The following is an 11811-nucleotide window of genomic DNA, read 5'->3' as shown; positions in this document are numbered from 1 at the left end:
TGTTGGTCGCCCGCCCCTCGGGTGTTTTGCGCGCGGTGCCGCGCGCGCGGGTCCGGCCGCGGGGGCGGGGCCGGGGGGTCAGGGGTGGTGGGTGGTGATGGTGATCGGGTGGGCGGTCCAGCTGGCGAGTTCGCCGACGTAGAGGGTGACGCTCCAGGGGCCGCCCCGTGCGAGGCAGCGGGCGATGCCGTCGCCGCTGCCCGGGCCGATGCAGATGCGGATGAAGTCGCGGTGGGCGGCGCGGATCGGGAGCGGGCGGACGCGCTCCCAGAGCACGGGGAGCGCGTGGTCGAGGCTCGGGAAGACGGCGGGCAGCATGATGCCCGAGATCCCGGCCCGGACGGCGCTCACGCGGAGGCCGGGTCGGGGGAGACGTGGCACCAGACGAACTTGCCGACGCCGCCGACGCGGGGGCAGTAGCCCCACTGGGTCGCCAACTCGTGGACGAGCAGCAGGCCGCGGCCGGCCTCGTCGGCGTCGGAGGCGGTGCGGAGGGCGGGCTTCTCGTTGTCCGCGTCGTGCACCTCGATCCGGAGGGTGAGGCCGGAGGAGAGGTGGAAGCGGACGTAGATCAGCCGGTCTCGGGGGGTGCGGGCGTGCTGGACGGCGTTGGTGACGAGCTCGCTGACCAGCAGCTCGCCGCTGGGGAGGAGGAGTTCGCCGGAGGGGAGGGGGAGGAGGAAGGAGCGGAGCTCCTGACGGGCGAGGCGGGGCGACTTGCGGTGCCGGGGCAGCCAGCAGGTTCGCTCGGCGGGGGTGGGGGAGACGGTTTCAGGCATGGCGGAGCCACCTCTGGTCGGTCTGGGTGACAGCAGCTGAAGCAGGCATGGGGATGCCCGGTGAATGGCCCGCCATCATCACAACGTGTCGACTAGCGGACTACGTTGAGTAGCATGCTCCGGAACAAGACCCATCCGCAACTTGCGCAATGGAAATTTTCCAAGATCCTTATTTAGGGGAGTATCATCTTGGGTCACATCAGCGTGATGGAGCATCAGATGAGCCAAGCGCGACCTACAGTGCGCCGCAGGCGGTTGGCAGCCGCCTTGGTCAGACTTCGGGAGGAGGCTGGCAAGTCTCCGGAGCAATCAGCGGAGCGGATCGGCTGTCATCGCTCGAAGATCAGTCGGATAGAGAACGCCAGGTTGGGCATCTCGCTGGGCGAACTCCGCGATTTGCTGACGTTCTACGGCGTGGAGGACCACGCCCGCATCGAGGAGCTGATCGCGCTTGCTCGTCGCGGCCGTGAGCCCGGATGGGTGCAGCGGGCGAGCTTGGCCCGGCCGTCCTACTCGGACTTCATTGACTACGAGGAGACGGCGGACTACATCAGATCGTTCGAGAACACGCTGATCTCGGGCTTGCTGCAAACACCGGACTACGCCCGAGCGGTGATGCAGGCCAAGCCTTCCGGGCTGACCGCTGACCAGGTGGATGCCCTCGTGACCGCTCGAATGGAGCGGCAGCAGGTGCTCAACAAGACGGATCCGCCACGCCTCTGTGTGATCGAGGGTGAGGCAGCCCTACGGGTTGCGGTCGGTGGAGCGGCGGTGATGACTCGGCAGCTCGACAAGTTGGTTGAAATGGCTGAGCATCCATACGTGGAGTTGCAGGTGCTGCCCGATCGTGCGGGTGCACACGCTGGTCTGATGGGATCGTTCGTGATGTTCGGCTTCCCATCGGAGGAGCATTCCGATGTCGTCTGCGTCGAACACCGGACGGGGACGCTCTACATGGAGACGTCGGCCGAGATCGACGAGTACACGTTGATCTTCGACTCCCTCCGCTCAATCGCCTTGAGTCCGGCTGACAGTCTCGACATGATCGCTCGGGTACGGCAGGAGTTCTGAACTCCGGGCAAGGGATGGTGAGTCGTGACTGGAAATGTCGAGTGGAGCAAGAGCACATACAGCGGGCAGGGCGGAAACTGCGTCGAGACGCAGGTCAGGCTGGCGGCTATGGCTGTGCGCGACTCCAAGGAACCGGACGGGCCTGCGCTGGTCTTCCGGGCTGATGCCTGGGCGTCCTTCGTAGCCGGGGTCAAGGGCGGGGAGTTTCCGAGCAGCTGAAACGACGGAGGTGCCCCGCGCGGCTGTGGCCGCGCGGGGCACCTCGTTGTCTTCTTCTATCTCTAGAAGTCGTCGTCGAAGGAGACCGAGCCCTCGACGGCGACCTGGTACGCGGAGACCCGGCGCTCGAAGAAGTTGGTCAGCTCCTGGACGTTCTGCAGCTCCATGAAGCCGAACGGGTTCGTCGAGCCGTAGCGGATCGGCAGGCCGAGGCGCGCGAGGCGCTGGTCGGCCACGGCCTGGAGGTACTCCCGCATCGACTCGGTGTTCATGCCGGGGAGGCCGTCACCGCAGAGGTCCTGGGCGAACTGGAGCTCGGCCTCGACGGCCTCCTCCAGCATCTCCGTGACCTGCTTGGCCATCTCCTCGTCGAAGAGGTCGGGCTCCTCCTCGCGGACGGTGTCGACCACCGACATCGCGAAGTCCATGTGCATGGACTCGTCGCGGAACACCCAGTTGGTGCCGGTCGCCAGGCCGTGCAGCAGACCCCGGCTCCGGAACCAGTACACGTAGGCGAACGCGCCGTAGAAGAACAGGCCCTCGACGCACGCCGCGAAGCAGATCAGGTTCAGGAGGAACGCGCGGCGGTCCTCCTTGGTCTGCAGCGAGTCGATGTGGTCGACCGCGTTCATGTACTTGAAGCAGAACTGGGCCTTCTGGCGGATGGAGGGGATGTTCTCCACCGCGGCGAAGGCCGCGTTGCGGTCCTCCGGGTCGGGCAGGTAGGTGTCCAGCAGCGTCAGGTAGAACTGGACGTGCACGGCCTCCTCGAACAGCTGCCGGCTCAGGTAGAGCCGGGCCTCCGGGGAGTTGATGTGCTTGTACAGGCTCAGCACCACGTTGTTGGAGACGATCGAGTCCCCGGTGGCGAAGAAGGCGACCAGCCGGCCGATGAGGTGGCGCTCGCCCTCGCTGAGCTTGGCCAGGTCGGCGACGTCGGAGTGCAGGTCCACCTCCTCGACGGTCCAGGTGTTCTTGATCGCGTCGCGGTACCGGTCGTAGAACGACGGGTAGCGCATCGGGCGCAGCGTCAGCTCGAAGCCGGGGTCGAGCAGCATCTTGCGGTCGTCGTCGGACATTACTGGCAGGCCTCGCAGGACTCGGGGTTCTCCAGGGAGCAGGCGATGGCGTCCTGCTCGGCCTGGGTCATGGTGGGGGCGTTCACGGGCACCGGGGCGGCGGCGCGGGCGGTGCCCGAAGCGGCCTGGGCGATCCGGGTGGCCGGGCGCGAGCGCAGGTAGTAGGTGGTCTTCAGACCGACCTTCCACGCGTAGGCGTACATCGAGCTGAGCTTGCCGATGGTCGGCGCCGCCATGAACAGGTTCAGCGACTGGCTCTGGTCGATGTACGGCATGCGGGCCGCGGCCAGGTCGATCAGCGCGCGCTGCGGCAGCTCCCAGGCGGTGCGGTACAGCGAGCGGACCTCGGCGGGCAGCCAGCCGAGCTCCTGCACCGAGCCGTTGGCGTCGCGCAGCGCGTCACGGGTCTGCTGGTCCCAGACGCCCAGCTCCTTGAGGTCGCGCACCAGGTACGGGTTGACCTGGAGGAACTCACCGGAGAGGGTCTCGCGCTTGAACAGGTTGGAGACCTGCGGCTCGATGCACTCGTAGACACCGGCGATGGACGCGATGGTCGCGGTCGGCGCGATCGCGAGCAGCAGCGAGTTGCGCAGGCCGGTCTCGGCGATCCGGGTGCGCAGCGCGGCCCAGCGGTCGGCCCACTCCGGCGCGGCCGTCGGGAAGTGGTCGATGTGCAGCTCGCCGCGGGCGGCGCGGGTCTCGCCGTAGGCCTCGTGGCGGCCCAGCTGCTCGGCCAGGTCGGCGGAGCGCTCGTAGGCGGTGAGCATGATGCGCTCGGCGATGAGCGTGGACAGCCGCGCGGCCTCGGCGGAGTCGAAGTCGATCCGCAGCTTGAAGAAGACGTCCTGCAGGCCCATCACGCCCAGGCCCACCGGCCGCCAGCGGGAGTTGGAGGCGCCGGCCTCGGGGGTCGGGTAGAAGTTGATGTCCACCACGCGGTCGAGGAAGGTGACGGCGGTGCGGACGGTGGCGTCCAGGCGCTCCCAGTCCAGCGCGTTCAGCAGGTCGTCGGCCGACGCGCCGTCGGCGACGTGGGCGCCGAGGTTGACCGAGCCGAGGTTGCAGACGGCGGTCTCGGAGTCGTCGGTGACCTCCAGGATCTCCGTGCAGAGGTTGGAGGAGTGCACCGTGCGGCCGGGCAGCGCGGTCTGGTTGGCGGCGCGGTTGGAGGCGTCCTTGAAGGTCATCCAGCCGTTGCCGGTCTGCGCCAGGGTGCGCATCATCCGGGCGTAGAGGGTCTGCGCGGGGATGGTGCGCACGGCCTTGCCGGCCAGCTCGGCCTTGAGGTAGGCCTCGTCGAACTCCTCGCCCCACAGGTCGACCAGCTCGGGGACGTCGGCGGGGGAGAACAGCGACCAGTCCGCGTTGGCGTTGACCCGGCGCATGAACTCGTCCGGGATCCAGTGCGCCAGGTTGAGGTTGTGGGTGCGGCGCGCCTCCTCGCCGGTGTTGTCGCGCAGCTCCAGGAACTCCTCGATGTCCGCGTGCCAGGTCTCCAGGTAGACGCAGGCCGCGCCCTTGCGGCGGCCGCCCTGGTTGACGGCGGCGACCGAGGAGTCGAGGGTGCGCAGGAACGGCACGATGCCGTTGGACTTACCGTTGGTGCCGCGGATCAGCGAGCCGCGCGAGCGGATCCGGGAGTAGGACAGGCCGATGCCGCCGGCGTGCTTGGACAGGCGGGCGATCTGCGCGTACCGGGAGTAGATCGAGTCCAGGTTGTCCAGCGGGGAGTCCAGCAGGTAGCAGCTGGACATCTGCGGGTGCCGGGTGCCGGAGTTGAAGAGGGTCGGCGAGGAGGTCAGGTACTCCAGCCGGCTCATCAGGCGGTACAGCTCGGCGACCTCGGCGACCGACTGCTCGGTGTCGCCGACCGCCAGGCCGCAGGCGACGCGGAGCAGGAAGTACTGCGGGGTCTCGACGACCTTGCGGGTGATCGGGTGGCGCAGCAGGTACCGGGACTGCACGGTGCGCAGGCCGAAGTACTCGAAGCGGTCGTCGCCGGCCGGGTCGACCAGGGCGTCCAGGGCGGCGGTGTGCTTGGCGACGAAGGCGGCGGTGGTGTCACCGATCAGGCCCTCGGCGTGGCCGACCGCGATCGAGGTGGAGAACGAGACCACGCCCTGGCTCGCCGCCTCGTCCACGATCTCCAGCGCCAGCAGCCGGGCCGCGAGCTTCGAGTACTGCGGGTCCTCGGCGATCATCGAGGCGGCGGCGTCGACGGCCAGCCCGCGGAGCTCGGCGAAGTCCGAGCCGGCGTGGCGGCCGCGGAGCGCGGCGGCGGCGACATGGCCGGGGTCGACCTGGGGGAGGTCGGCGCTGCGGTCGGTCAGGAGGCGCAGGAGCGCACCGCCGGGGTCGGAGACCGTCGGGTCGGCGGGGGCGGAGCTGGAACCCTGGGCGGGCAGGGTGGCTGAGGCAGCGGTGGTCAAGGCGCTCTCTCCTGGCGGCGGTCGACGGCGGTGGCTCGGGGCCGGGCCGTTCGGGGCAGGGGAGACCGCCGCGCGGGCCCGGAGGCGCCGCGCGCGTGTCGTCCCCGGCCCGCCCGCGAGGCCCGGAAGGTGGTGCTGGTGCCATGGCCTCTGCGGGGAGGCGTCGGCACGCCGTCGGCAGGCACTCGGACTCGCGGCGCACCTGGGGAAGGCGGCCGCACACCGCTGCGGGGCAGTCCCGGAGTCACACCGGGTTCCCCTGCGTCGACAGCAGGAGTGAGCATACATCTAGTGGTGCTTGCTGGATGCGACACCACATGTAGTGCAGCGTGGCGTGTTGCTCCGATGACCAGTGGTACGGGGACGGGGCCTGCGGTGCCCGTGGCGGGCCGGGTTCTGAAACGGATTGGTCACCGGATCGATCCCTCGTCCGGTGCATGCCCTACGATCTCGGCACATGAGCGAGGGAACGGGCGCTGCGGGGGACTGGGCCGGTAGGGCCGTGCCGCCGGAGCAGGGTCAGCAGCCTGGCACGCCGGGGCAGGCGCCGCAGCCGGGGCAGCCGCCGGTGCCGCCGCCAGGCGGCTTCGGGCCGCCTGCGACGCCGTACGTCCAGCCCGGGGCGGGGGTGCCGCCGCAGGGCCAGCCTCCCGTGGCGCCGCACGTGCCGTCCGGCGCGGTGCCGTACCCGCAGCCGGGGCCCCAGCCGGGGCCGCAGCCCGGACCTCAGCCCGGTCCCGTGCAGCCCCAGCCGCAGCCAGGACCCCCGCAGCCCCAGGCGGCGGCCGGTGGGCCGGCCCAGTTCGCCCCGTGGCCGCAGCAGAGCGCCCAGCAGCAGGTGCCGAGGGAGCCGGACTGGAACGCGATGGCGGACCGGCACGCCTCCGAGTCGCGCCGCCGCAAGCGGCTGGGGATCGGCGCCGTGATCGCGGCTCTCGTCGTGGTCGGCGGCATCGTCGGGGCCGGGGTGTGGATCAACGGCCGCGACAAGGGCGGTGACGACCCCAAGCCGAACGCGAGCACGTCCACGGCCGGCAGCCCGTCCGTCACGGCCACGCCCACCGAGCAGGCGCTGGCGGTCATCTCCGACGCCGCCACCGACAAGCTGCCGGTCGACGCGGCGACGCTGTTCCCGGACCAGACCCGCACCATCGACGGCAAGGTGTGGACCCGTCAGGTGACCGGCGCGACCGCCCCCTGCTCCAAGGCGACCACCGGCGGCCTCGGCCTCGCGCTCGGCGACGACACCTGCCGGACGGTGGTCCGCGCGACCTACGTCAACGGCGAGAGCGCCGTCACCGTCGGCGTCGCGGTCTTCGACAACAAGGCCGGCGCGGACCGGGCGCTCGGCCGGCACGCGGGCCTGATCCAGGGTCTGTCCGGTACCGGGGTCGCGATGTTCTGCGTGACCGACAAGTCCGGCTGCGCCGAGACGCACGCGGCGATCGGCCGCTTCGGCTACTTCACGGTGGCCGGCTCGCTGAAGCAGGGCGCGGACCAGAGCGACCAGCTCGCCGCGGCCGCCGCCGGCCCGCTGGCGGATCGCACCAAGGACGTCCTGCTGGCCCGGGGCAGCCGCACCGGCTGACCCCCGGGCGGGGTGGGTGCCCCGGACGGGCGGCGCGGAGCGGTCGGATAGGATGACCGCCCTCGGGGGAGGAAGGCGCCCCCCGCGGCCGCCCGGACGGGGAATCAGCGAGCAGGAGGTACCGCGCGGTGAGCGCTGCCGTCAATGCGACCAGCAGACGGCGCAGAGCGGCGGGCCGCAGACGCGGAACGGGCGAGTCCGTTCCGGCGATGCTGCTGCCGGCGCCGCCCACTTCGCAGGAGAAGTACAGCTACACCATCCGGCACCAGTGGGTGCTGACCCTCTGTTCGATGGTGAGCTTCGGATGCCTGGTGCTCAGCCAGGCCGAGCTGTACTCGTTGGGATCGTGGTTCTGGCTCTGCGTGCCGTTCCTGTTCTTCACCGTCGTCTACTACGTGGTGTCGCTGCGCGTGAACAGCTTCACGCCCAACTTCGACGTCAAGGAGCACCGCCGGCTGGTCCGGAAGTGGAACCCCGCCGAGTACCCGACGGTGGACGTCTTCCTCCCGGTCTGCGGCGAGCCGATCGAGGTGCTGCACAACACCTGGACGTACGTGCGCAAGATGGCCGAGCACTACCCGGGCCTGGTCATGCCGTACGTCCTGGACGACGCCGCGAGCCCGGAGGTCGAGGCGATGGCCGCGGACTTCGGCTTCCGGTACGGGGTGCGGGAGAACCGCGGCTGGTTCAAGAAGGCCGGCAACCTGCACTACGGGTTCGGCCGCTCGGACGGCGAGTTCATCCTCATCCTGGACGCCGACTTCGCGCCCCGGCACGACCTGCTGCACGAGGTACTGCCGTACCTGCAGCGGGACCCGAAGCTGGGCATCGTCCAGTCGCCGCAGTTCTTCCGGGTGCTGGACTCGCAGAACTGGATCGAGCGCGGGGCCGGTGCCATCCAGGAGCTCTTCTACCGCTCGGTCCAGGTCGCCCGGCAGCGCAACGACGGCGCGATCTGCGTCGGCAGCTGCGCGGTCTACCGGCGGGCCGCGCTGGTGGAGAACGGCGGCACCACGCTGATCGCCCACTCCGAGGACGTGCACACCGGCTTCGACCTGCGGGCCCTCGGCTGGGACCTGCAGTACATACCCGTGGCCCTGTCCACCGGCGTCTGCCCGGACAACGCCCCGGCGTTCCAGAACCAGCAGTACCGCTGGTGCATGGGCTCGATGTCGCTGATGACCAGCCGCAAGTTCTGGCACACCAAGCTCGACTTCACCACCCGGCTCTGTTACATATCCGGGTTCCTCTACTACATCCACACCGCGCTGCTGACCTTCGCGCTGCCGATGCTGCCGATCATGCTGCTGCTGTGGCGGCCGGACCTGCTGCAGGTCCAGCACCTGGTCCTGGTCCTCCCCAGCCTGGTGTACGCCACCCTGATCTTCCCGCTCTGGCACCGGGCGCCCTACCGGCTGGAGGCCTGGGCGGGCCGGATGATGTACGGCTGGGCGCACTTCTTCGCGGTCTGGGACCTGGTCCGGGGCCGCCAGCGCGGCTGGCAGCCGACCGGCTCCAGCAAGGCCAAGAACCGGCAGCGGCGGTTCTGGGCCGGCGTCGTGGTCTGGGGCGGCGGCACCGCGCTGGTCTGGGTGGTCGCGGCGGTCTACCGGATGTTCACGCTGTACCCGCTGGACTTCGCCCTGGTGCTCTCCTCGGGCCTGTTCTACGCGGTGACGGTCGGCCGCATCCTCATCCAGCCCCGATCCCAGGACGCCGTGGCATGAGCCTCCCCACCCGCACGCCCGGCGCCGGCCGCCGGGTGCGTGCCGCACTGTTCCGCGCCCTCGCGGCGGCCCTGCTGGTGCTGCCGCTGGCGGCCTGCGACCTGCTCGCCGAGAAGCCGCTGGGGCCCGCGGCGGCCGCTCCCGCCGCGCCGTCCGAGGGGGGCACGGCCTCCGGGAGCCCGTCCGGCGCCGCCCCGGCCCCGCCGACCAGGACCGCCACCCCCGACGCCGCGCTGCCCTACGACGTCCGCCCGCTGCTCAAGCCGGCCAAGAAGTACCTGGGCGTGGCCGTGGACGGCGCCCCGGCGTCGATGGCCGGCGTGGACGAGTTCGCCGGCCGGATCGGCAAGCGGCCGAACATCGTCGAGTACTACTCGGGCTGGGGCGACGAGTACGACGTCAACGGCGTGACCAACGCCTGGCGGGGCGGCGCGCTGCCGTTCATCGCCTGGGAGCCGTACAAGACGCCGCTGGCCGACATCGCGGCGGGCAAGCACGACGACTACATCAAGCGCTACGCGGCGGCCGTGCGCAACACCAACGTGCCGGTCGCGATCAGCTTCGCCCACGAGTTCAACGGCACCTGGTACGACTGGGGCACCAAGACGACCACGCCGGCCGACTTCGTCGCGGCCTACCAGCACCTGCACGACGTCTTCACCCAGCTCGGAGCCGGCCAGGTGATCTGGGTCTGGAGCCCGAACAGCATCAACCCGGTGCCGACGGTGGCGCTCAAGCCGTACTACCCCGGCGACACCTACGTCGACTGGGTGGGCATCGTCGCCTACTACACCCACCTGGAAGCCGGCACCTTCGACACCCTCTACACGCCCACCCTCACCCAGATCCGCACCTTCACCAACAAGCCGTGGATCATCGCCGAGACGGGCTCCGAACCGGGCACCCGCAAGGTGTCCGACATCTACAACCTCGCCGCGAACGTGATCAAGCGTCCGGACTGCCTGGGCTTCATCTGGTTCAACCTCAACAAGGAGGTCGACTGGCGGATCGAGGGCGACCCGCAGTCCCAGAACGCCTTCAAACAGGCGGTCTCCGACGGCCGTTACAGCTTCGATGTGAAGAGCCCCTGATGACGTCCATCCCCACGCCCCGCAACCGCATCGCCGAGCAGACGCCGGTCCGGGTGCCCGACACCGGCGGCTCGTGGTTCGAGGGCAGCCACCCGGCGCCGCCGTCCCTCCCGCAGGAGGAACGGCCCGAGGACGGCACGCGGTTCAACGACGGCCCCGCCGAGCACGGACCGGCCGAGGACGGTCCGCCCGAGGACGGGCCCGAGGGCGGCGAGCTGCCCGACGCCGACGGTCCCGACCCGGACGCCCCCGACGCCGACGCCGCCGACGGCGAGCGGCCCGAGGGCCCCGGCTACACCCTGCCGACGGTGCCCGAGGCCAGCTGGACGCTCGACCCCGGCCGCCGCCGCTCCTGGATCAGCCGCGGGCTGCTGCTGGTCATCCTGATGATCCAGACCGCGATGTCCGTCCGCCTGTCGAACACCGCGTTCCAGGACGAGGCGCTCTACATGTACGCCGGGCACGCGCAGCTCTCGCACTGGCTCTACGACACCCCCGTGCCGAAGGACTACAACACCTACTTCTCCGGCGCGCCGACCCTGTACCCGATCGCCGCCGCCGTGCTGGAGAACCACTTCGGCATGCTCGGCGTCCGGCTGTTCAGCCTGGCCTGCATGCTCGGCGCGACCTCGCTGCTCTACGGCTTCACCCGCCGCCTGTTCAACGAGCGGGTGGCGCTCGGCGCCGCGGCGATGTTCGCGGTGACCCAGTCGACCGTGGTGCTCGGCTTCTTCGCCACCTACGACGCCCCGGCGGTGCTGCTGCTCGCGCTGGCGATCTGGATCGTGGTGCGCACCGACCGGGCGCCCGCGGCCGCCGTGCTGGCGGCCGCGCCGTTCGCGGTGCTGGCGGTCGGGCTGAAGTACGCCTCCGCGCTCTACCTGCCCAGCCTGGTGCTGCTGGCGGTGCTGACCGGGCGGCGGAACCGGAACCGCCAGCCGGCGCTGCGCGGCGTCCTGCTCGCGGTCGGCGCGGGCGGCCTGCTCTGGCTGGGGATGACCTTCACCGACGTCCTCAAGGGCGTCCGGGCGACCACCACCCAGCGCGCGCACGGCACCGAGCCCTGGACGGAACTGGCCCGCCAGTGCGTGGAGTTCGGCGGCCTGGTGTTCGTCACCGCGGTCGGCGGCGCGGTCGCGTACGCGCTGCGCGGGCGGATGAACGAGTCGCCGCTGGTGCGCACGATGACCGGCCCGGGGCGCCGCCGCCGGATCCTGCTCGGCCTGCTGCTGACCGGCACCGCGCTGCTCGCCCCGGCGTACCAGATGCACCTCAACACCTCGGTGGCGCTCTACAAGCACCTCGGCTTCGGCCTGCTGTTCGCCGCCCCGATGGCCGGCATCGGCCTGGCCCGGCTGGTCGGCCCGCACTTCCGGCACCCACAACTGGGCATCCTGCTCTGGGTGGTGACGCTCGCCCTCGGGCTGACCCAGTCGACCTGGCGGTTCGACACCTGGCCCGACTCCAGCCGGATGACCGAGGTGGTGCGCCAGCACGTGACCAGCACCGGCCGCTACCTGGCGTCGGCCGACAACGTCCCGGTCTACTACACCCGCGACCTGACCCTGCAGAGCCAGTGGACCTCCACCTACGGCATCGGGTACGTCGACAAGGCGGGCGCGCTGCACACCGGCGACGACGGCTACCGGACCGCGATCGCGGACGGCTGGTTCGACCTGGTGGTGCTCGACGGCGTCGCCACCCCGGACACCGACCGGGTGGTGGCGGAGGCGCTCGCGCAGAGCCCGCACTACCGGCTGCTCGGACGCATTCCCTTCACACACGTCGGTGGAACCGGGTACTACCGGATCTGGGTCAAACAGTAGCG

Annotated in this window: 10 protein-coding genes and 1 riboswitch; of the genes, 6 read left to right on the top strand and 4 right to left on the bottom strand. The window is 70.6% G+C overall.

Annotated features, from left to right (window positions below):
- Nucleotides 1-78 precede the first annotated feature (78 nt).
- Nucleotides 79-351 (bottom strand): hypothetical protein, encoded by a 273-nt coding sequence (locus ABT093_RS11180; RefSeq protein ID WP_350562784.1) that lies wholly within the window; start codon nt 349-351, stop codon nt 79-81.
- Nucleotides 348-779, bottom strand: a complete 432-nt coding sequence (locus tag ABT093_RS11175) for an ATP-binding protein (RefSeq protein ID WP_350562782.1) — start codon at nt 777-779, stop codon at nt 348-350. Before ABT093_RS11175 ends, ABT093_RS11180 begins: the two co-directional genes overlap by 4 nt.
- Nucleotides 780-986: 207 nt before the next feature.
- Here ABT093_RS11175 and ABT093_RS11170 point away from each other — a divergent pair, with 207 nt between their 5' ends.
- The gene (locus ABT093_RS11170) at nt 987-1850 is read left to right on the top strand and encodes a helix-turn-helix domain-containing protein (RefSeq protein WP_350562780.1); all 864 of its coding nucleotides are present in this window, start codon (nt 987-989) and stop codon (nt 1848-1850) included.
- 24 nt (nt 1851-1874) lie between these two features.
- A complete protein-coding gene (locus tag ABT093_RS11165) occupies nt 1875-2069 on the top strand; it encodes a DUF397 domain-containing protein (RefSeq protein WP_350562778.1) in 195 nt (64 codons plus the stop codon).
- A 62-nt stretch (nt 2070-2131) separates the two neighbouring features.
- On the opposite strand, the gene ABT093_RS11160 is transcribed toward ABT093_RS11165, so the two are convergent.
- Together ABT093_RS11160 and ABT093_RS11155 are read right to left on the bottom strand one after the other, a co-directional pair.
- Nucleotides 2132-3148: a ribonucleotide-diphosphate reductase subunit beta gene (locus ABT093_RS11160; protein WP_350562776.1), complete on the bottom strand. Its 1017-nt coding sequence runs from the start codon at nt 3146-3148 to the stop codon at nt 2132-2134.
- Nucleotides 3148-5553, bottom strand: a complete 2406-nt coding sequence (locus ABT093_RS11155) for a ribonucleoside-diphosphate reductase subunit alpha (RefSeq protein WP_350562811.1) — start codon at nt 5551-5553, stop codon at nt 3148-3150. Before ABT093_RS11155 ends, ABT093_RS11160 begins: the two co-directional genes overlap by 1 nt.
- A 183-nt stretch (nt 5554-5736) precedes the next feature.
- Nucleotides 5737-5865, bottom strand: a riboswitch (cobalamin riboswitch).
- A gap of 451 nt (nt 5866-6316) precedes the next feature.
- Here ABT093_RS11155 and ABT093_RS11150 point away from each other — a divergent pair.
- From ABT093_RS11150 to ABT093_RS11135, 4 genes are all read left to right on the top strand, one after another.
- On the top strand, nt 6317-7165 hold the full coding sequence (locus ABT093_RS11150) for a hypothetical protein (protein ID WP_350562774.1): 849 nt from the start codon (nt 6317-6319) through the stop codon (nt 7163-7165).
- 209 nt (nt 7166-7374) lie between these two features.
- Nucleotides 7375-8892 (top strand): glycosyltransferase family 2 protein, encoded by a 1518-nt coding sequence (locus tag ABT093_RS11145; protein WP_350562809.1) that lies wholly within the window; start codon nt 7375-7377, stop codon nt 8890-8892.
- Nucleotides 8889-9983 carry a glycoside hydrolase family 26 protein gene (locus ABT093_RS11140; protein WP_350562772.1) on the top strand — a complete coding sequence of 365 codons (1095 nt, stop codon included), beginning with the start codon at nt 8889-8891 and terminating at the stop codon, nt 9981-9983. Before ABT093_RS11145 ends, ABT093_RS11140 begins: the two co-directional genes overlap by 4 nt.
- Nucleotides 9983-11809, top strand: coding sequence for an ArnT family glycosyltransferase (locus ABT093_RS11135; RefSeq protein ID WP_350562770.1), 1827 nt, complete (start codon nt 9983-9985; stop codon nt 11807-11809). The genes ABT093_RS11140 and ABT093_RS11135 overlap by 1 nt, the downstream gene beginning before the upstream one ends.
- The last annotated feature ends 2 nt before the right edge of the window (nt 11810-11811 follow it).

Origin of the sequence: Kitasatospora sp. NPDC002551 (assembly GCF_040296005.1) — a bacterium.
GTDB lineage: Bacteria > Actinomycetota > Actinomycetes > Streptomycetales > Streptomycetaceae > Kitasatospora.
This window is presented reverse-complemented; position numbering and strand designations above follow the sequence as displayed.

Excerpts from the sequence above, each read along its gene's own strand:
- ABT093_RS11145 (WP_350562809.1), top strand. The coding sequence starts at position 7,375 with ATGCTGCTGCCGGCGCCGCCCACTTCGCAGGAGAAGTACAGCTACACC.
- ABT093_RS11140 (WP_350562772.1), top strand. The coding sequence starts at position 8,889 with ATGAGCCTCCCCACCCGCACGCCCGGCGCCGGCCGCCGGGTGCGTGCC.
- ABT093_RS11160 (WP_350562776.1), bottom strand. The coding sequence starts at position 3,148 with ATGTCCGACGACGACCGCAAGATGCTGCTCGACCCCGGCTTCGAGCTG.
- ABT093_RS11175 (WP_350562782.1), bottom strand. The coding sequence starts at position 779 with ATGCCTGAAACCGTCTCCCCCACCCCCGCCGAGCGAACCTGCTGGCTG.
- ABT093_RS11170 (WP_350562780.1), top strand. The coding sequence starts at position 987 with ATGGAGCATCAGATGAGCCAAGCGCGACCTACAGTGCGCCGCAGGCGG.
- ABT093_RS11135 (WP_350562770.1), top strand. The coding sequence starts at position 9,983 with ATGACGTCCATCCCCACGCCCCGCAACCGCATCGCCGAGCAGACGCCG.